Annotated in this window: 19 protein-coding genes; 13 read left to right on the forward strand and 6 right to left on the reverse strand. The window is 53.5% G+C overall.

The annotated features are described in order from the left end of the window. Positions 1-269: 269 nt before the first annotated feature. From ICA20_RS13995 to fadK, 5 genes are all read left to right on the forward strand, one after another. Positions 270-1,034: an electron transfer flavoprotein gene (locus ICA20_RS13995; protein WP_038640226.1), complete on the forward strand. Its 765-nt coding sequence runs from the start codon at positions 270-272 to the stop codon at positions 1,032-1,034. A 21-nt stretch (positions 1,035-1,055) separates the two neighbouring features. Then, the gene (locus tag ICA20_RS14000) at positions 1,056-1,991 is read left to right on the forward strand and encodes an electron transfer flavoprotein subunit alpha (protein WP_038640223.1); all 936 of its coding nucleotides are present in this window, start codon (positions 1,056-1,058) and stop codon (positions 1,989-1,991) included. Between the two features lie 55 nt (positions 1,992-2,046). Continuing rightward, positions 2,047-3,336 (forward strand): FAD-dependent oxidoreductase, encoded by a 1,290-nt coding sequence (locus ICA20_RS14005; RefSeq protein WP_038640222.1) that lies wholly within the window; start codon positions 2,047-2,049, stop codon positions 3,334-3,336. Then, entirely contained in the window at positions 3,333-3,626 is a 294-nt protein-coding gene (locus ICA20_RS14010) for a ferredoxin (protein ID WP_038640220.1), read from the forward strand. The genes ICA20_RS14005 and ICA20_RS14010 overlap by 4 nt, the downstream gene beginning before the upstream one ends. Before the next feature lie 81 nt (positions 3,627-3,707). Further along, positions 3,708-5,345, forward strand: coding sequence for a medium-chain fatty-acid--CoA ligase (gene fadK / locus ICA20_RS14015; protein ID WP_038640218.1), 1,638 nt, complete (start codon positions 3,708-3,710; stop codon positions 5,343-5,345). A 67-nt stretch (positions 5,346-5,412) separates the two neighbouring features. Here fadK and ppsA read toward each other — a convergent pair whose 3' ends face one another. Next, entirely contained in the window at positions 5,413-7,791 is a 2,379-nt protein-coding gene (gene ppsA / locus ICA20_RS14020) for a phosphoenolpyruvate synthase (protein ID WP_038640216.1), read from the reverse strand. 328 nt (positions 7,792-8,119) lie between these two features. Between ppsA and ppsR the strand changes: the two genes are divergently transcribed. The 8 genes from ppsR to ICA20_RS14060 all read left to right on the forward strand — a co-directional run bounded on the left by ppsR (position 8,120) and on the right by ICA20_RS14060 (position 16,206). Continuing rightward, positions 8,120-8,953, forward strand: coding sequence for a posphoenolpyruvate synthetase regulatory kinase/phosphorylase PpsR (ppsR, locus tag ICA20_RS14025; protein WP_038640212.1), 834 nt, complete (start codon positions 8,120-8,122; stop codon positions 8,951-8,953). Positions 8,954-9,079: 126 nt separating this feature from the next. Then, complete coding sequence (gene aroH, locus ICA20_RS14030; RefSeq protein ID WP_038640209.1) at positions 9,080-10,126, forward strand: 3-deoxy-7-phosphoheptulonate synthase AroH; 1,047 nt, start codon at positions 9,080-9,082, stop codon at positions 10,124-10,126. Between the two features lie 170 nt (positions 10,127-10,296). Continuing rightward, positions 10,297-10,485 (forward strand): hemin uptake protein HemP, encoded by a 189-nt coding sequence (gene hemP, locus ICA20_RS14035; protein ID WP_038640207.1) that lies wholly within the window; start codon positions 10,297-10,299, stop codon positions 10,483-10,485. 74 nt (positions 10,486-10,559) lie between these two features. After that, positions 10,560-12,545: a TonB-dependent hemoglobin/transferrin/lactoferrin family receptor gene (locus ICA20_RS14040; RefSeq protein ID WP_038640205.1), complete on the forward strand. Its 1,986-nt coding sequence runs from the start codon at positions 10,560-10,562 to the stop codon at positions 12,543-12,545. Positions 12,546-12,592: 47 nt separating this feature from the next. Next, positions 12,593-13,624 (forward strand): hemin-degrading factor, encoded by a 1,032-nt coding sequence (locus ICA20_RS14045; RefSeq protein WP_038640203.1) that lies wholly within the window; start codon positions 12,593-12,595, stop codon positions 13,622-13,624. Then, positions 13,621-14,442 carry a hemin ABC transporter substrate-binding protein gene (locus ICA20_RS14050; protein WP_038640201.1) on the forward strand — a complete coding sequence of 274 codons (822 nt, stop codon included), beginning with the start codon at positions 13,621-13,623 and terminating at the stop codon, positions 14,440-14,442. Before ICA20_RS14045 ends, ICA20_RS14050 begins: the two co-directional genes overlap by 4 nt. After that, a complete protein-coding gene (locus ICA20_RS14055; RefSeq protein WP_038640199.1) occupies positions 14,442-15,434 on the forward strand; it encodes an iron ABC transporter permease in 993 nt (330 codons plus the stop codon). Before ICA20_RS14050 ends, ICA20_RS14055 begins: the two co-directional genes overlap by 1 nt. Continuing rightward, positions 15,427-16,206: a heme ABC transporter ATP-binding protein gene (locus tag ICA20_RS14060; protein ID WP_038640197.1), complete on the forward strand. Its 780-nt coding sequence runs from the start codon at positions 15,427-15,429 to the stop codon at positions 16,204-16,206. Before ICA20_RS14055 ends, ICA20_RS14060 begins: the two co-directional genes overlap by 8 nt. Here the strand turns inward: ICA20_RS14060 and selO are convergent. From selO to ICA20_RS14085, 5 genes are all read right to left on the reverse strand, one after another. After that, on the reverse strand, positions 16,203-17,645 hold the full coding sequence (selO, locus tag ICA20_RS14065) for a protein adenylyltransferase SelO (RefSeq protein ID WP_038640194.1): 1,443 nt from the start codon (positions 17,643-17,645) through the stop codon (positions 16,203-16,205). The two genes, ICA20_RS14060 and selO, sit on opposite strands and share 4 nt — an antisense overlap. Before the next feature lie 61 nt (positions 17,646-17,706). After that, positions 17,707-18,420, reverse strand: coding sequence for an EAL domain-containing protein (locus ICA20_RS14070; RefSeq protein ID WP_038640192.1), 714 nt, complete (start codon positions 18,418-18,420; stop codon positions 17,707-17,709). A gap of 318 nt (positions 18,421-18,738) precedes the next feature. Then, complete coding sequence (locus tag ICA20_RS14075) at positions 18,739-19,203, reverse strand: NlpC/P60 family protein (protein WP_038640189.1); 465 nt, start codon at positions 19,201-19,203, stop codon at positions 18,739-18,741. Positions 19,204-19,280: 77 nt separating this feature from the next. Beyond that, entirely contained in the window at positions 19,281-20,030 is a 750-nt protein-coding gene (gene btuD, locus ICA20_RS14080; protein WP_038640187.1) for a vitamin B12 ABC transporter ATP-binding protein BtuD, read from the reverse strand. Continuing rightward, a complete protein-coding gene (locus tag ICA20_RS14085) occupies positions 20,030-20,581 on the reverse strand; it encodes a glutathione peroxidase (protein WP_038640185.1) in 552 nt (183 codons plus the stop codon). The genes btuD and ICA20_RS14085 overlap by 1 nt, the downstream gene beginning before the upstream one ends. Positions 20,582-20,631: the final 50 nt, after the last annotated feature.

Raw genomic sequence — 20,631 nt, forward strand, 5'->3', positions numbered from 1 at the left:
ACATTAACAATTTACATATCAGAAACAAATTAAGCGTAGAAACGATAAAAAACAGGATGCATTTCGCAATTATCCTTTCCTGGTGTGTTTGCTATTTTTTTTCTTCAGTACACAACCCCGAGCTCTCGTTTATGAAACAAGCATTCCCGCCGCACTTTTTTTTGCAAGATTGTTGGGAATGAAAACAGATTGCCCCGTCGAAAACAGTCCCCTCTCTGCCGCACACTATTTTCAGTTAATTTTCCCTACTGTGGATGACTGGAGATGCCATGAAAATAATAACCTGCTTTAAGTTGGTGCCTGAAGAACAGGACATTGTTGTTACCCCACAGCGTTCGCTTAACTTTGACCGGGCCGACGCCAAAATCAGCCAGTTTGATCTGAATGCGATTGAGGCCGCGGCGCAACTGAGTACGGAGGGTGATGAAATCGTCGCTTTAACCGTGGGCGGCTCGCTACTGCAAAATTCCAAAGTGCGTAAAGACGTGCTGTCGCGTGGACCGGACAGTTTGTTCATGGTGCAGGATCCACAGCTGGAGCATTCATTGCCCCGCGACACCGCTCAGGCGCTGGTCTGCGCGGCCAAAAATATGAATTTCGACCTGATGCTGTTCGGAGAAGGATCGGGGGATATCTACGCCCAACAGGTTGGCTTACTGGTTGGCGAACTGTTGCAACTCCCGGTGATTAGCGCCGTCAGCAACATCCAACGTAATGGCGACCGCATTGTGGTTGAGCGTACGCTGGAAGATGAAGTCGAAGTGATTGACCTGCCGCTCCCCGCTGTACTCTGCGTAACCTCGGATATCAACACGCCGCGTATTCCCTCAATGAAAGCCATTCTCGGCGCGGGTAAAAAGCCCGTCACAATATGGCAAGCCAGCGATATTGGCTGGACGCCGGCGTCACCGTTAGCGGAACTGGTAAGCCTTACGGTACCGCCACAAACAGAACGTAAGCACATCATTCTGGAAAATGACTCGGCTGAAGCCATTGCCGAACTGGCGGAACACCTGAAAAAAGCCCTGAACTAAGCTCAACGGAGAGAAATTATCATGAGTAAATTAGCTAACGTATGGGTGTTCAGCGATAACGTAGAACGCTACACAGAATTAATGGCCGGCGCGCGTCAGTGGGGTGAACACGTCCATCTTATTGTACAAGGCAGCGAACAAGCTAATCAGGTTAAACCTCTGGGTGCCGATGAGATAATCGTGCTCGAAGCCCCCTCCGGTTTACAGCGTGTTGAAAATTACGCCGAAACCATTGCAGCGCAGATGCAAGAACACGCCGGAATGCTGTTGATGCCCGCTACAAAGCGCGCGAAATCACTTGGGGTACGGTTAAGCATCCAACTCAATGCCGCAATGGTGAACGACGCAATATCGGTGACGCTTGAGGATGACACCGTGTTCGCAGAGCACCGCATGTATGGTGGTCTGGCATTCGGCAAAGAAAAAATCAAAAGCGCGCTGGCAATTATCACGCTAGCCCCAGGGGTGCTTGAACCCGTAGCGGAAAACGCATCGCACACCTGTCCTGTTGTCTCGGCAGCTTACATCGCACCGCTTCATGAAATTATGTGCCAGGAACGTCGCGCCAAATCCGTGAGCAGCGTGGACCTCAGTAAAGCCAAACGTGTGGTTGGCGTGGGGCGCGGCCTGGTTGCGCAACACGATCTGGAGATGGTGCGCCAGTTGGCAGCGGTACTGGGTGCAGAAGTGGGCTGTTCACGCCCGATTGCCGAAGGCGAAAACTGGATGGAGCGCGAACGCTACATTGGCGTTTCTGGTGTGTTACTGAAATCAGACCTTTACCTCACGTTAGGCATCTCAGGACAAATTCAACACATGGTCGGCGGTAACGGCGCGAAAGTCATTGTTGCTATCAATAAAGACAAAAAAGCCCCTATTTTCAATTACGCCGATTACGGCCTGGTAGGCGATATCTACAAAGTTGTTCCGGCCCTTATCGAACATCTCAGCCGCTAACCCCCCATTTAACGCACATCTCCCGCTGCTTCGCGGCGGGAAAGGAGCATAAAGCATGTCAGATGAAAAATTCGATGCCATTGTGGTCGGTGCTGGCGTGGCGGGTACAGTTGCAGGCTACGTTATGGCGCAGGCCGGACTGGACGTGCTGGTCATCGAACGCGGAAACAGTGCAGGCAGTAAAAATATGACCGGTGGGCGACTCTATGCGCATAGTCTGGAACGCATCATGCCGGGTTTTGCGCAGGAAGCACCACTCGAACGTAAAGTGACCCGCGAAAAAATATCCTTCCTGACCGAAGAGAGCGCCGTAACGCTCGACTTTCATCGGGATAAAGACAACGCGCCAGCGCAGGATTCTTACACCGTGTTGCGCAACCGACTTGACCCCTGGCTGATGGAAAAAGCAGAACAGGCCGGCGCGCAGTTCATCCCCGGCGTCCGCGTTGATGCGCTGATCCGCGAAGGTAATAAGGTCACCGGCGTGCAAGCAGGTGACGATATCCTGGAAGCCAATATTGTCATCCTGGCCGATGGCGTCAACTCAATATTAGGACGATCGCTGGGGATGGTCCCTCCCTCTTCTGCTCACCACTATGCCGTTGGCGTAAAGGAGTTGATCGGCTTACCTCCGGCTGTGATTGCGGATCGATTCAACCTCTCAGGCGATGAAGGTGCAGCCTGGCTGTTTGCCGGTTCACCGTCGGATGGACTGATGGGGGGAGGCTTTTTGTATACCAACCAGGACTCGGTCTCTCTGGGGCTGGTATGCGGGCTGGGGGATATTGCTCACGCAACGAAAAGTATTCCACAAATGCTGGAAGACTTTAAGCAACACCCGACTATTCGTCCACTGATTGCGGGAGGAGAACTGCTGGAGTATTCCGCGCATATGGTGCCGGAAGGCGGTCTGGCAATGGTACCCAAACTGGTTGATGACGGCGTAATGATCGTCGGCGATGCCGCGGGTTTCTGCCTGAATCTGGGTTACACGGTGCGTGGTATGGATTTAGCAATAGCCTCCGCAGAAGCCGCTGCCCAAACCGCCATTGCAGCCAAAGAACGCCAGGACTTCTCCGCCAGCAGCCTGATGGACTACAAACGCGCCCTCGAACAGGGCTGTGTGATGCGTGATTTACAGCATTTTCGCAAGATCCCGGCGCTGATGGAAAACCCGCGCCTTTTCACCCAATACCCTCGCATGGTCGCAGATATCATGAACGCTATGTTCACCGTTGACGGACGCCCGAACCAACCGATTCGTAAGATGATGATGTCCCATGCGAAGAAAATTGGGTTGATGAACTTACTGAAAGACGGCATCAAGGGGGCAACTGCGCTATGAGTCAGGACAATACCGTTAACGTCGACGTCAAGCTGGGCGTCAATAAATTCAATGTCGATGAAGGTCACCCGCACATTATTCTGGCCGAACATCCCGATCTGAATGAATTTCGCAAACTGCTGAAGGCCTGTCCCGCCGGACTGTATAAGCAGGACGAGAGTGGGAATATTCATTTTGATTCTGCTGGCTGCCTGGAGTGTGGCACCTGTCGGGTGCTGTGCGGCGATACGATCCTCGAACAATGGGAGTATCCGGCAGGAACATTTGGCATTGATTTTCGCTACGGCTAACGGACTGAGCCGTTGTACCCCGGATCGGCCTCCACGGCCAATCCGGTCAGACGTATGCCGATATTATCCTGGGAATAACGAATGAGTATCACACTAACGTTTAACGCCGAACGTCGCGATGCCTGGCGACAACAAGGTTTATGGGGAGATGCTTCGCTTGGCGATTACTGGAACCAAACAGCCAGAGCCATGCCGGATAAAATCGCCGTGGTTGATAATCATGGCGCTTCATATACCTACGCCGCACTCGACGGTGCCGCCAGCAGTCTGGCGAGCTGGTTTTTAGCCTGCGGTATTCAACCCGGCGATCGCGTCGCTTTCCAGTTACCGGGCTGGTGCGAATTTACCATTATTTATCTGGCCTGCCTGAAAACCGGAGCCGTTTCCGTCCCGTTACTACCAGCCTGGCGCGAAGCGGAGTTAGTATGGGTATTAAATAAATGTAAAGCGAAGATTTTTTTCGCACCTACCCTGTTTAAACAAACCCGGCCGGTCGATTTGATCCTCCCCTTACAAAACCAGTTACCGCATCTGCAACAGATTGTCGCCGTGGATAAACTGGCGCCGGCAACCACCTCACAGGCACTCAGCCAACTGCTTTTAGCACCGCCGTTAAATCAAACGATTAACGTTCACGCGGATGAACTGGCAGCGGTACTGTTTACCTCCGGAACCGAGGGAATGCCGAAAGGCGTAATGTTAACCCACAACAATATCCTTGCCAGCGAACGCGCCTACTGCGCCCGTCTCAATCTCACCTGGCAAGATGTGTTTTTAATGCCCGCGCCGCTTGGACATGCTACCGGTTTTCTGCATGGCGTTACCGCACCGTTTTTAATCGGCGCACGCAGCGTGTTGTTGGATATTTTTACCCCAGACGCCTGTCTCGATCTGCTGGAGCAACAGCACTGCACCTGCGTACTCGGCGCAACGCCATTTGTCTATGACATGTTGTGTCGCATGGAAAAACGCGCCTGCGATCTCTCATCGCTACGCTTTTTTTTATGCGGAGGCACCACCATTCCGCAAAAGATTGCCCGTGACTGCCAACGGCTCGGCATTAAATTGTTAAGCATTTATGGTTCAACGGAGAGCTCGCCGCATGCGCTGGTCAATCTCGATGATTCACCTTCCCGCATGATGACCACCGACGGCTATGCTGCTGCAGGGGTCGAAATTAAAGTCGTTGATGAAGCGCGCAATACCCTGCCTGCAGGAGTAGAAGGTGAAGAGGCCTCGCGTGGCCCCAATGTTTTTATGGGCTACCTCGATGAACCCGAACTGACCGCCCGCGCGCTGGATAAAGAGGGGTGGTATTACAGTGGCGACTTATGCCGGATGGACGACGCGGGATACATCAAAATAACCGGGCGTAAAAAAGATATTATTGTGCGCGGAGGGGAAAATATCAGCAGCCGCGAGGTAGAGGATATTTTATTGCAACATCCACGCATTCATGATGCCTGCGTTGTCGCGATGCCGGACGAACGGTTAGGTGAAAGGTCATGCGCTTATGTGGTACTAAAAGCCCCGCATCATTCGCTGTCGCTGGAATCTGTCGTCGCCTTTTTTAGCCGCAAACGTGTAGCAAAGTATAAATACCCGGAGCATATCGTGGTTGTCGAGAAGTTACCGCGCACAGCGTCCGGCAAGGTACAAAAATACCAGTTGCGTCAGGATATTATTAAACGTTTGAGCATGGAGAGTGTTGCAGGATAAAGTGCCGGATGGCGATGCTAACGCATCTTATCCGGCCTACGTTGAATAGGCCGGATAAGGCATAATGTTACTTGTTCAGTTCAGCCAGGCTCAGCCAGGTCTGTACGACGGTGTCCGGGTTCAGCGACAGACTGTCGATCCCCTCTTCCATCAGCCAGGCCGCGAAGTCTTCGTGGTCAGAAGGTCCCTGACCGCAAATACCCACGTATTTGCCCTGTTTCTTAGCAGCGCGAATCGCCATCGACAGCAGCGCTTTCACCGCGTCGTTACGCTCATCAAACAGTTCAGAAACCACACCCGAGTCACGGTCCAGGCCCAGCGCCAGCTGCGTCATGTCGTTTGAGCCGATGGAGAAGCCATCGAAGTACTCAAGGAACTGTTCAGCCAACAGGGCGTTAGACGGGATCTCGCACATCATGATGATCTTCAGGCCATTCTCGCCGCGTTTCAGCCCCTGGCGCGCCAGCTCTTCAACCACCGCTTTCGCCTGGGCAACGGTACGTACAAACGGTACCATCACTTCAACGTTAGTCAGACCCATATCGTTACGGACACGTTTCACCGCGTCACATTCCAGTGCGAAACAGTCGCGGAAGCTGTCTGAAACGTAACGGCCCGCCCCGCGGAAGCCCAGCATCGGGTTCTCTTCGTGCGGCTCATAACGCTCACCGCCGACCAGGTTAGCATATTCGTTGGACTTAAAGTCCGACATACGCACGATGACGCGTTTCGGAAAAAACGCCGCACCCAGCGTCGCGATCCCTTCCGTCAGACGACCAACGTAGAATTCACGCGGAGAGTCGAAACCTTTCATCATGCCGCGGATTTCATTTTGTAGCTCAGGCGTCTGGTCATCAAACTCCAGCAGCGCACGAGGGTGCACGCCGATCATGCGGTTGATAATGAATTCCAGACGCGCAAGGCCGACACCTTCGTTTGGCAGGCAGGCAAAGTCAAAAGCCCGGTCCGGGTTGCCGACGTTCATCATCACCTTCAACGGCAGATCCGGCATGGTCTCCACGCTGGAGCTCTTCACGCTGAAATCAAGCATCTCAGCGTAAACATAACCGGTGTCGCCTTCGGCACAGGAGACAGTGACCTTCTCACCATCCTTCATGCGCTCGGTGGCATCGCCGCAGCCAACCACGGCAGGGATCCCCAGTTCACGGGCAATGATCGCCGCGTGACAGGTACGTCCACCACGGTTGGTCACAATCGCCGCCGCTTTCTTCATGATCGGTTCCCAGTCCGGGTCGGTCATATCAGTCACCAGTACGTCGCCGGGTTCAATACGGTTCATTTCGCTGATGTCGTGAATAACTTTGACCGGGCCGGCGCCAATGCGGTGACCGATGGCGCGACCTTCAGCAATAATTTTACCCTGGGCGTGCAGCGTATACCGCTCCATCACCTGCCCGCGAGAACGCACGGTTTCCGGACGAGCCTGAACAATGAACAGCTTACCAGTATGACCGTCTTTCGCCCATTCGATGTCCATCGGACGACCGTAGTGCTTCTCGATCTGTACCGCCTGCTTCGCCAGTTCCTGCACTTCATCATTGGTCAGAGAGAAAATATCGCGTTGTTCCTGCGGCACATCCTCAATGGTCACCTGCTTACCGTGTTCCTGGGTTGGCGCGTAGACCATACGGATTTTTTTCGATCCCATGGTGCGACGAACGATCGCCGGACGGTTAGCCGCCAGAGTCGGTTTGTGCACGTAGAACTCATCCGGGTTAACGGCACCCTGCACCACCATCTCGCCCAGACCCCATGCGGAAGTGATAAACACCACCTGGTCGAAACCGGATTCGGTGTCGATGGAGAACATAACGCCTGAGGACGCAAGGTCAGAGCGCACCATTCGCTGGACGCCAGCAGAAAGCGCCACGCCACGGTGGTCATAGCCCTGGTGAACACGGTAAGAAATCGCGCGGTCGTTAAACAGCGAAGCAAATACGTGTTTGATAGCGACCAGGACAGCATCGAAGCCCTGGACGTTGAGGAAGGTTTCCTGCTGACCAGCAAATGACGCATCTGGCATATCTTCTGCGGTGGCGGAAGAACGCACGGCAAAAGATGCATGGGCATCGTCTGCTGACAGTTGCGCGTAGGCATCGCGGACGGCATTTTCCAGCTCCGGCTGGAAAGGAGTGTCGATAATCCACTGGCGGATTTGTGCCCCGGCTTTCGCAAGCTCGGTAACATCATCAATATCCGTTTTATCCAGCAGCTCATAAATGCGCTGGTTTACACCGCTTTGGTCCAGAAACTGGTTAAACGCATCGGCGGTTGTTGCAAAACCATTCGGTACGGAAACCCCCATACCGGAAAGGTTAGTAATCATTTCACCCAGGGAGGCATTTTTGCCCCCAACTCTGTCTACATCATTCATGCCGAGTTGGTTATACCAAAGCACCAGCGGTGACGAGCCATTGTTGGACATCGAACAATCCTTATATATGAACGAGGTTAGGAAACTCAATTTTGCGTATTTATCTTTGCATATTTACCGCGGCGAAAAAAACGGTGAATCGTTCAAGCAACTTTATTTTTTATTTTTTAAGATTGTTTCCGCATTTGCGCAAACCCGCGAGCGACACGGGATCACCACAAAAACTATCGGTATAAACATTTGTTCCGAAAAATGAAATGTACTTTTCATTAAATATAAAAATAGCGTTTCAGTTTATAAAAGTGATGGCGCAATATTCGCTTCTGGCGAATTTTAATTTATGCTTTCAGAGAATTATGTCTGCCCCAGGATGAGTAAAATGGATAATGCTGTTGATCGTCACGTTTTTTATATTTCTGATGGTACGGCCATCACCGCCGAGGTATTGGGCCACGCGGTAATGTCGCAATTTCCGGTCACTATCAACAGCATTACGCTGCCGTTTGTTGAAAACGAGAGTCGCGCGCGCGCGGTTAAAGACCAGATTGACGCCATCTACCAACAAACTGGCGTGCGTCCTCTGGTGTTTTACTCCATTGTCTTGCCGGAAATCCGCTCAATCATTCTGCAAAGCGAGGGGTTTTGTCAGGATATCGTACAGGCGCTGGTCGCTCCATTGCAGCAAGAGATGAAGCTCGACCCAACGCCGATTGCCCATCGTACCCACGGCCTGAATCCCGGCAACCTCAACAAGTACGATGCGCGTATTGCCGCTATTGATTACACCCTTGCCCATGACGATGGTATTTCGTTGCGCAACCTCGATCAGGCGCAGGTGATCCTGCTCGGTGTTTCCCGTTGCGGCAAAACCCCGACCAGTTTGTATCTGGCCATGCAGTTTGGTATCCGCGCGGCCAACTACCCCTTTATTGCCGATGATATGGATAATCTGGTGCTGCCCACATCCCTGAAGCCGCTGCAGCATAAACTGTTCGGTCTGACCATCGACCCCGAACGCCTGGCGGCGATCCGCGAAGAGCGACGAGAGAACAGCCGTTACGCCTCGCTACGCCAGTGTCGGATGGAAGTTGCCGAAGTGGAAGCGCTGTACCGGAAAAATCAGATCCCATGGTTAAACAGTACCAATTATTCGGTAGAAGAGATTGCTACCAAGATCCTCGACATTATGGGGCTGAATCGCCGCATGTACTAGAATGCTAGTGCATTGGTTCGATTTTTTGTTATTATGCTCGCCACCAGGCCGGATGAGTGTGATATTGTGATGCACATCACTTCCCGGTAGTCCTGCCGTTGAAGCAACAAATTTCTGAGACAAGTAATGAACAGAACCGATGAACTCCGTACTGCGCGTATTGACAACCTGGTCACTCCAGCAGAGCTTGCGCAGCGGCATCCTGTTTCGTCCGCCGTCGCCCGTCATGTTACGGACTCCCGACGCCGGATAGAAAAAATATTGAATGGCGAAGATCCCCGTTTGCTGGTGATCGTAGGCCCTTGCTCAATTCACGATCTCGATGCCGCCGTGGAATACGCGACGCGCCTGCAGGCCCTGCGCGAAAAGCACCAGACGCGTCTGGAAATCGTGATGCGTACCTATTTTGAAAAGCCACGCACCGTCGTGGGCTGGAAAGGCTTAATTTCCGACCCGGACCTGAACGGCAGCTACCGTGTGAACCACGGCATTGAGCTGGCGCGTAAACTGCTGCTGCAGGTCAACGAACTGGGCGTCCCCACGGCGACTGAATTTCTCGACATGGTGACCGGCCAGTTTATTGCTGATTTAATCAGTTGGGGCGCCATTGGCGCGCGCACCACCGAAAGCCAGATCCACCGCGAAATGGCGTCTGCTCTTTCCTGCCCGGTTGGGTTTAAGAACGGGACGGATGGTAATACCCGTATCGCCGTCGATGCGATTCGCGCCTCCCGCGCCAGCCATATGTTCCTCTCCCCGGATAAAACCGGCCAGATGACCATTTATCAGACCAGCGGTAATCCATACGGGCATATCATTATGCGCGGCGGTAAAAAGCCGAATTATTTTGCTGAAGATATTGCCGCCGCCTGCGATACCTTGCACGAATTTTCCCTGCCTGAGCATCTGGTCGTCGATTTCAGCCATGGTAATTGCCAGAAGCAGCATCGCCGTCAGTTGGAAGTGTGTGATGACGTATGCCAGCAAATTCGCAACGGTTCGACGGCGATTGCCGGGATCATGGCGGAAAGTTTTCTGCGTGAAGGCACGCAAAAAATCGTCAGCGGTCAGCCGCTGGTTTACGGTCAGTCGATTACCGACCCGTGCCTGAACTGGGAAGATACTGAACTACTGGTGGACAAACTCGCCTCGGCGGTTGATAGCCGTTTTTAACGCTGTACACTGGGTAACACCACGTTGCCCGGTGGTAATTCTTTGTTTTTCCCTTCATTGTTGTGCAAAAACTGTTCCCGTCACAATTATTTCACAAAAACGCTTGCCGCACATTTGCAGTTTGATGATAATGATTATCATTGTTACATTGATTGCTATTTTTAAACTCTATGTCACGTATGGATAACACAACAGCAACGCCTGCAAAAGAAAAAACACCGCCTGCCGTCGCCGCAACCGAGCGTCGCATTGACAGTAAAAGTTTGCTGGGCAAAGAAGGACGCGTGATTATAGAGCACGATGGCCAGCACTACCTGCTGCGCCAGACCCATGCTGGAAAACTCATTCTGACTAAATAAACGACACTTTTCGCCAGCCACCCAGGTGATACCCAGGCAGCCAGCGCTTTTCGATTTTCTAATGGAGAGTTGCTATGCCCCATCTGCACACCGCATCCTTGCGCCCGTCGCTCCTGGCGTTGGCGATTGTCAGTAATCTTCCCGTCGTTGCCTGGGCGGCAGTAGAGGATATGACCGTCACCGCCACCGGTAATCCCCGTAGCGCTTTTGAAGCGCCGATGATGGTCAGCGTTATCGACGCTACTGCACCTGAAAACCAGACAGCCAGCTCGGCAGCCGACCTGTTACGGAAGGTTCCGGGCCTGAGCCTTGACGGTACGGGGCGGACAAATGGTCAGGACGTCAATCTGCGCGGCTATGACCGTCGCGGTGTTCTGGTGCTGGTGGATGGCGTTCGCCAGGGAACCGATACCGGGCACCTGAACAGTACCTTCCTCGATCCGGCGCTAATCAAGCGGATTGAAGTGGTGCGCGGCCCTTCCGCACTGTTGTATGGCAGCGGCGCGCTGGGTGGCGTAATCGCCTACGACACTGCGGATGCTAAAGACTTACTGGAGGCGGGTCAGAATAGCGGTTATCGCGTGTTCGGTACCGCGGCTACCGGCGATCACAGCCTCGGTATGGGCGCCAGCGCATTTGGCCGCACCGATACCCTCGACGGGCTGCTGGCCTGGTCCAGTCGCGATCGCGGTAATTTGCGCCAGAGCGACGGCACTACCGCCCCGAACGATGAAGCAATTAACAATATGCTGGCGAAAGGCAGTTGGAAAATTGACAGCGCCCAGACGCTGGCCGGCTCGCTGCGTTATTACAACAATGATGCCCGGGAACCTAAAAACCCACAAACCAGCGCGGCGGATACCACCAGCAACCCGATGACCGATCGCTCGACCATTCAGCGCGATGCGCAACTGACCTACTCCCTCGCCCCGGCGGATAATGACTGGCTGAACGCGGATGCCCGCATCTACTGGTCCGAAGCGCGCATTAATGCACAAAACACGGACAGCACCGGCGAATTTCGCAAGCAGACCACCAAAGGCGGGAAAGTCGACAACCGTAGCCGCCTGTTTACCGATTCATTTGCTTCTCACTTACTGACCTACGGCGGTGAATACTATCGTCAGGAACAACAACCGGGTGGCGTAACCACCGGTTTCCCGCAGGCAAAAATCGATTTTAGCTCCGGCTGGCTACAGGATGAAATCACCCTGCGCGACCTGCCGGTTACGCTGCTGGGGGGTACCCGTTATGATTCTTATCGTGGCAGCAGCGACGGTTATGAAGATGTCGATGCCGACAAATGGTCGTCCCGCGCTGGACTCACCGTTGCGCCTGCCGACTGGCTGATGCTTTTCGGTTCATACGCTCAGGCCTTCCGTGCTCCAACCATGGGCGAGATGTATAACGACGCGAAGCACTTCTCGATTGGCCGTTTTTACACCAACTACTGGGTGCCAAACCCGAACCTGCGTCCGGAAACCAACGAAACGCAGGAATACGGATTTGGCCTGCGCTTTGACGATCTGTTGATGGCGAGCGATGCGCTCGAATTTAAAGCCAGCTATTTCGACACCAAAGCCAAAGATTACATCTCCACCAGCGTCGATTTTGCCGCTGCGACGACCATGTCCTATAACGTACCCAACGCCAAAATCTGGGGCTGGGACGTGATGGCGAAATACACCGCCGATCTGTTCAGCCTCGATATGGCCTATAACCGCACGCGGGGTAAAGATACTGACACGGGCGAGTACATTTCCAGCATTAACCCGGACACCGTCACCAGCAAATTGAACGTGCCGGTTGCGCACAGCGGTTTCTCCGTTGGCTGGATAGGTACATTTGCTGACCGCTCAACGCACATCAGCAGCAGCTACGCCAAACAACCCGGCTATGCGGTAAACGACTTCTACGTGAGCTATCAGGGGCAACAGGCGCTAAAAGGCATGACCACCACACTGGTCCTGGGCAACGCTTTCGACAAAGAGTACTGGTCGCCGCAGGGCATTCCGCAGGATGGCCGCAATGGCAAAATTTTCGTGAGTTATCAGTGGTAATCACTTTTCCCCGGTTCGCCGGGGCAGCAATCTGGAAGGAAGAGACAATGAATCACCACACACGCTGGCTGGAACTGAAAAAAGAAAACCCTGGCAAATACGCACGTGACATCGCGGCTATGATGCACATCAGCGAGGCAGAACTGACCTTCGCGCGCGTCGGTCATGACGCCTGGCGCTTACGTGGCGAAGTCCGCGAAATCCTCGGCGCGCTGGAAGCCGTAGGCGAAACCAAATGTATTTGCCGCAACGAATATGCGGTGCATGAGCAGGTCGGCGTCTTTACCAACCAGCACCTGAGCGGGCATGCCGGGCTGGTACTCAATCCACGCGCCCTCGATCTGCGTCTGTTCCTGAATCAGTGGGCAAGCGCCTTTCATATCAGAGAAACAACCGCTCACGGCGAGCGTCAGAGCATTCAGTTTTTCGACCATCAGGGTGATGCATTACTGAAGGTCTATGCCACACAAAATACCCTCGTTGAAGAATGGGCAGCGTTACTGAGCCGTTTCATCTTCACTGAAAACCCGCCACTGGCGCTGCAATCCGCTAAAAACCCTGCTCCTGCTACCGTCACCGTTGATGCACAGACCGTGGATCAAGAGTGGCGAGCCATGACCGATGTCCACCAGTTCTTCGGTCTGCTGAAACGCCACGATCTCACTCGCCAACAGGCGTTTAATCTGGTGGGCGACGATCTGGCCTGTAAAGTGACCAATGGCGCACTGGCGCAGTTACTCAATACCGCGCGTCAGGATGGTAATGAAATTATGGTGTTTGTGGGTAATCGCGGCTGCGTACAAATTTTTACCGGCGTGATAGAAAAACTGGTGCCGATGAAAGGCTGGCTGAATATATTCAATCCAGCATTTACATTACATCTGCTGGAAGAAAGCGTGGCTGAAACATGGGTAACGCGCAAACCAACCGCCGATGGACACGTTACCAGTCTGGAACTGTTTGCGGCCGATGGCACACAGATTGCCCAACTGTATGGTCAACGTACGGAAGGCGAACCGGAGCAAACGCAATGGCGCGCGCAAATTGACGCACTGACGCCGAAAGGGCTGGCCGCATGAACAAACTGCTGCTCCTGATTGCGCTGCTGCCCGTTACTGCACTGGCGGTCCCCGAGGAAAGAGTCGTTACTCTGGGGGGCGACGTCACCGAAATTGTGTACGCGCTGGGGGCGCAGTCAACGCTTGTGGCGCGAGACAGTACCAGCCAGTGGCCTGAAGCCGCAAACGCCCTGGCTGACGTCGGCTATTTACGCCAGCTTAACGCCGAAGGGATCCTTGCCACCCGTCCGACGCTGGTCCTTGCCAGTGCGCAGGCGCAGCCTTCTCTGGCGCTAAAACAGGTCGAGCAGAGCAACGTCAGGGTTGTTACGATCCCGGCAAACAACGACCTTAACGCGATTGATGGAAAAATTCGCGTCATTGCCGAGGCGACTCACCGGGAGGCCGACGGCGAAACGTTGCGTGCAACCTTACGTCAGGAGCTGGCGGCGCTCCCGTCATCTGAACTTAACAAACGCGTCCTGTTTATTCTTAATCATGGTGGGATGACCGCCATGGCTGCAGGCCAGCAAACCGGAGCCGATGCCGCTATTCGCGCCGCCGGTTTGCGCAACGCGATGCAGGGGGTTAACCGTTATCAACCTCTTTCACAAGAAGGTGTGATTGCCAGCCAGCCGGACCTGGTTGTGATTTCCCGGGAAGGTGTTAAGGCAATGGGTGGCGAGGCGAGCCTGTGGGCGCTGCCGGGGCTGGCGCAAACACCTGCGGGACGGAATAAACAGGTATTGCAGGTTGATGATATGGCTCTGCTTGGCTTCAGTATCCGCACGCCGCAGGCCATTTTGCAACTACGCGCGAAAGCAGAGCAATTGCCCTGATGTCCCGACGAATCACTTGTTCTTTGTGGGTCATGGCGCTAATGCTGGTCGTAATGACAATTTTGGCTACCGGTTTTGGCGCGTTGCGCCTGCCGGTAAGTCTGCTCTGGCGTGATGACAATGAAACTCTGCGTCAAATCTGGCTCACTATTCGCCTGCCCCGTGTTCTGCTGGCGCTGGTGATTGGCGGTTCTCTGGCGCTATCCGGTTGTGTGATGCAGGGACTGTTTCGCAACCCACTTGCCGACCCGGGATTACTCGGAATTAGCAGCGGTGCAGCCTGCGCCGTCGCCCTGTGGGTGGTACTGCCTGTCTCTTTACCCGCGCTACTGATGCTGTATGCGCCAATGTTGGCTGCATTTGTCGGTGCACTGGCGGCAACCGTGGTGATTTTTATCCTCAGCCAACAGCGCGACGGTTCACTCTCGCGGCTGCTGCTGGTCGGTATTGCGATCAACGCGCTCTGCGGGGCGGCTGTTGGCGTTCTGTCGTGGGTCAGTAATGATGCGCAACTGCGCCAGCTGTCGCTGTGGGGGATGGGAAGTCTGGGCGCTGCACAATGGTCCACGCTGCTGGCAGTTACCTCGCTGGCTATCCCGACGGTGCTGATCGTCTGGCGTCTGGCTTCGGCCCTGAACCTGCTGCAACTGGGCGAGGAAGAGGCGCATTATCTTGGCGTGAATGTGCGTACAATCCAGCGTATTTTGCTGCTTTGCAGCGCCTTGCTGGTAGCCGCAGCGGTGGCAGTAAGCGGCGTAATTGGCTTTATCGGGCTGGTTATCCCGCATTTAATACGTATGTGGCTCGGCGCAGACCATCGGGCCGTTATCCCCGGTTCCGTGCTGGCGGGCGCGTTTTTATTACTGATTGCCGACACGCTGGCCCGCACTTCAGTTGCGCCAGCGGAAATGCCGGTCGGTCTGTTAACCAGTCTGCTCGGCGCCCCATGGTTTTTATGGCTTATTTTTCGTCAGCGAGGATCGCATGGCTGAACATTTCGTTGCTGAAGGACTTCACTATAGCGTGGCGGGCAGGTCGGTGATTGCTGATGTATCGCTTGCCCTCGCAAAAGGTGAACTGGTGGCGCTCATCGGCCCAAACGGTGCGGGGAAATCAACCCTGCTGCGCCTGTTGACCGGTTTTCTCAAACCGGTTGCCGGACGCTGCATGCTGGCGGGCAAAGCGCTGGATAAGTGGCATACGCAGACGCTGTCGCGCCATCGGGCGGTGATGCGTCAGCAAACGCAACTGGGATTTGACTGGCCGGTAGAGGCCGTTATCGCAATGGGACGCGCGCCCTGGGCCCAGCGTCCGGAACCTCGCCTTATCGCGCAGGTGATGGAGATGACCGGATGCGCGCCGTTGGCAGGTCGGCAATACGCCACGCTTTCCGGCGGCGAGCAACAGCGCGTGCAGTTAGCCCGTGCCCTGGCGCAACTCTGGTGCGACGGAGCGCCTCGCGGCTGGTTATTTCTTGATGAACCCACCTCGGCGCTGGATCTTTACCACCAGCAACATCTGCTGCGGTTACTGAAAACGCTTGTCGCTTCAGGAGAACTGCATGTGTGTATTGTGCTTCACGATTTGAATCTGGCAGCTTTATGGGCTGACAGAATAGTGTTACTGCATAATGGCAGGCTGGCGTCGCAAGGGACGCCGGAGACCGTGTTACGGGCCGATGATCTGATGCGCTGGTACGGTGCTGAGGTTCACGTTGGCCATCATCCGGCCAACGTGTCCCCCCAGGTGTTTCTGGCGCCTTAGCTTGAACAGCTCACTTCCAGCCGTTTGCCCCAGTCAGGCGGCCGACTGACATAGTCATCATCGCGATCGACAAACGGGGTACGCAACGCCTGGTGCAGCCGATGTAGCTCGGCGTAATCTCCCTGCTCCGCCTGACTAATCGCCCGTTGCGCCAGCCAGTTGCGTAAAACCATCGCCGGGTTTGCCGCTTTCATCTGCGTTTGTCTGACATCGTCAGCAACGCTGTCCTGTTCCAGGCGCGAGCGATACCGTGTGAACCAGTCGTCAAACGCCGCACGATCAACAAACTCATCGCGTAGCGGAGATAGCGCACTGTGTTGTTCCGTCAGACTGAGCATGCGAAACGTTCGCGTATAGTCGCTTCTTTCTCGCGCCATCAGGCTAAACAGTTCACTCAGCAGCTCGTTATCGTTTTTCTGCTCGCTAAAGAAGCCGAGCTTTTGCCGCATCCGTTGACCGTAACGCGTTAACAGCGCCAGTTGGTAATTGTCCAGCGCATCATTGAGCGCCTCGACCGGGATAAATGGCGACAGGGTTTGTGCCAGACGTTGCAGGTTCCACAGCGCGGCTGCAGGTTGATTATCGAAACTGTATCGTCCCTGATGATCGGAGTGGTTACAGATAAAATCCGGCACGTAGTCATCAAGAAAACCATACGGACCGTAATCCATCGTCAGCCCCAGAATAGACATGTTGTCCGTATTCATAACGCCATGCGCAAACCCTACCGCCTGCCAGTCGGCGATTAAGCTTGCGGTACGCGTGACAATATCGCTAAACCACAGCTGATATTTATCGGCTTCTTCCTGCCAATGCGGCCAGTAATGACGAATCGCGAAGTCTGCAAGTTGACGGACTTTCTCCGGCTCGCGACGATAGTAAAAGTGTTCAAAATGGCCAAAGCGCATATGGCTTTGCGCCACGCGAATGAGCATCGCCCCATGCTCTACCGTTTCGCGATATACCGGCGTGTCGCTGGTGACAATCGACAATGCCCGCGTGGTGGGTATTCCCAGATAGTGCATCGCCTCGCTGGCCAGGCTTTCGCGAATGGTTGAACGCAGCACGGCGCGCCCATCCCCCATGCGGGAATAAGGCGTCAGTCCGGCACCCTTCAGGTGCCAGTCAAGCGTCGAGCCATCAGCAAGCTGTTGTTCGCCCAGCAGGATCCCACGTCCGTCACCAAGCTGACCGGCCCAAACGCCGAACTGATGTCCGCTATAAACTTGCGCTAAAGGCGACATCCCGGGAAGCAAGGATTCACCTCCCCAAACGCCTGAACCCTCTGGAATAGTAAACAGCGCCGCAGGAATAGCCAATTGCTCAGCCAGAGCATCGTTATGCCAGATAAGATGCGCGTTTTTCAGGGGCGTAGGCGAGAGTGCTGTATAGGTTGCTGGTAATTCATCACGCCAGCGGGTGGTAAAAGACAGGGTCATAGGGCCTCCTGTCTCTAGTGTAGACTGTTAATAGCCTGTTAAACACCAGCAAATAAAAGGGTTATATCCTCGATAACGAAATTATCTGCGCGGGCGGTACCGCAGGCCACAGTCCTCCCTGCATGGCGCTGAAACCGAGGGGAAGTACTCGTGCCAACATTTCTTGCGTATCAATACCGCTAATGATGATTGACTCACAGCAGGGTGATATTTGCGCCTGGATAGCGCGCATAAATGGTTCAAATGAAATATGTGCAATCCTTTGTTGAACAAAGTTTTTATCCAACACCACACGTTTGAACAGGCCATCAAAAATTGCCCGCGTTGATATGCCGCCAGCGCCATAATTTTGCAGAATTAATGGAAATCTTGCCGCAAGTGCAGCCAGCGTTGGATTGTCTTTACCCTTGTTTAACTCTGGATAGCTTTCATTAATAGCCAGTTCCAGAAATGAAAATCGTTCAATTTGTGAAGCATATTCAGCGTCTGATAATAAAGTATGAGCAATTGCCGGGGTTAAATTAATCCAGACTGAGACTTTTCGCTGAATAAAAAAATGTTGGCACGTTTCGATTAATTCTAGTTTCTCTGCAAATAAACGACATTGTTCATCGTCCGACATCCGAGGTAAGACCAGCTCGGTTGGTATGCGCACATCCCCCTGCAGGCTGGCAAAACTGGTGATGATATCTACGAATTCAAGATCGCCTTTTTCACTTCTCGCAGGAAGAAAAGACAACTCCGATTGATAAAGATTATCCAGTGAAACAATCATCGTACCAGCCCCTCTGCATAGGTGTTATCCGGCATCCTGTAGCAAAGGATGGAGAAATACGTTACTGCTGATGCAAGTAGAGGCTCTTTCATTTGTCCCTTTATAGCCAGTAAATCGAATCCTTTTTTTTAGCTTATCGTGATTATAAGCGAATATCCAGCTTTGCACTTTTTAATATCCCGGCATAAATCATATTTTTAGCAAGATACACTCTTAACACACAGGGTTATTGATCGGCTGGAAGCAGTAATAACAGTTAGCATTCAAATGAAAATGTCGAGGCTGCACAGTCGTTAGCAGCCTCGTCAGTTGTGAGGGTTAAATACGTCGAGCCTGCCAGAAGTTTTTACGCCAGTAGACATTATCCAGTGACGAGCGCATCACTCCGCGGCTGGTTGAGGCATGAATAAATTGATTATTGGTGTCGTAAATGCCGACATGCAGACCACTTTCTCCGGATCCGGTTTTAAAGAAAACCAGATCGCCTGGCAGCAAATCATCTTTATCGATTTCGGTACCAATCTTTGATTGCATGCGCGTGTCGCGCGGGAGCTGTAGATCGAATTTATCCCGCATCGTCATCAAAACAAACCCTGAGCAATCCACCCCGCTACGGCTCATACCACCATAACGATAAGGTGTACCATGCCAGGTTTGTAGCTGGTCATTAAGACCGGCGATAACGGCGATAGAATCCGACAAATGGGCATTTGGCGCAGGAGCACGATGGCTGCTGCAGCCCGCCAAAAACAATGCTGTGATGAAAAGGAGCCAAAAGCGCATTCAGGACGAATCCTCTGGATTTTATTTTTATGCCAATTTAGCGTGGAAATTACAGGATTTTCAAGAACCCATTTAACTTAAGTGGTTGATATGAGCATTCTGTGGCCTTCGATATCCAAACGACGGAAGTTCACGCCGTAAGCCGCAGACAGATTAGCTGGTGTCAGGACCGTATCACGTGAGCCACTGGCAAGCAGCTTCCCACGTTTGAGCAACCAGGCCTTATGCGCATGGCGCAAGGTATGATTGAGGTCATGGCTGCTCATCACAATCGCTATTCCCTGCAAACACAGCTGGCCCAACAACCTGTCCAGGGCATTTTGTTGCGCGACGTCCAGGCTGTTCATCGGCTCATCCAACAGTAAAAGCTGACCGAATGGATTAGCTTGCGGGCAAATTTGCAAAATAACGGCCGCCAGGCGCACACGCTGCCACTCACCGCCGGAGAGTTGATTAACGCCACGCCCCAGCTTATCCCCCAGACCAAGCGCATCGGCGACCTCCTGTAACAGATCGGCACGCGCTTTGTCGGGTTGATGCAGCGTCAGAAAATGCCAGACCGGCATGGCAAAAGGCGGGTTTTGCTGTTGCGCAAGATAAGCACGATATTGCGCCAGCTTTGCTGCCGGCCACTCTTCAAGCGGCATGTCGCCGAAGGTGATGCTGCCCTCCCCGGTCGTCAAACCCGCCATACGCGCTAACAGCGTACTTTTCCCCGCACCGTTAGGACCCACCAAATGCAGGATTTCCCCTGCTTTTATTTCACCAGAAAGCGGGCCGAGCCGGGTCGATTCCGCTACATCCTGTAGCTGCATCAATCGAGACATTAGTTTGCCAGCGCCTTCTTGATGCTTTGCACCAGCATCGGATCCTCAGGCGTCATATCCGGAGAGAATCGTTGCAGTACTTGCCCATCCCGTCCCACTAAAAACTTCTCAAAGTTCCACAGGATATCGTCCGGGTAGAGCGGCGCCCGGCCTTTACTGGCCATACGTTCATAGAATCCACTGTCTGCTGGCGCCACAGCCGTTGGCGCGGCATCAATCAGCTTCTGATACAGCGGATGACGCCCCTCGCCGTTGACGTCAATCTTGCTGAACATCGGGAAGGTAACGCCCCAGGTCATACTGCAGTACGTTTTGATTTCATCTTCGCTGCCCGGTTCCTGGCCCAGAAACTGATTGCAGGGAAAACCAAGCACATTGAAGCCCTGTTGATGCCAGGCTTTCTGCAGGTTCTCCAGTTGTTCGTATTGCGGCGTCAGTCCACATTTTGAAGCAACGTTGACGATTAACAGTACATTGCCGGAATACGGTTGCAGCGTAGTCGCCTCGCCGTCAATGGTCGTCACTTCGGTATTGAGGATAGTGTCTTGCATAGCATCTCCAGAACAACAGGTTGATTTTCAGTTTTTTAATCATAGACCGA

The sequence above is a fragment of the Citrobacter sp. C5_2 genome (assembly GCF_014596845.2).
Classification (GTDB): Bacteria; Pseudomonadota; Gammaproteobacteria; order Enterobacterales; family Enterobacteriaceae; genus Citrobacter; species Citrobacter werkmanii.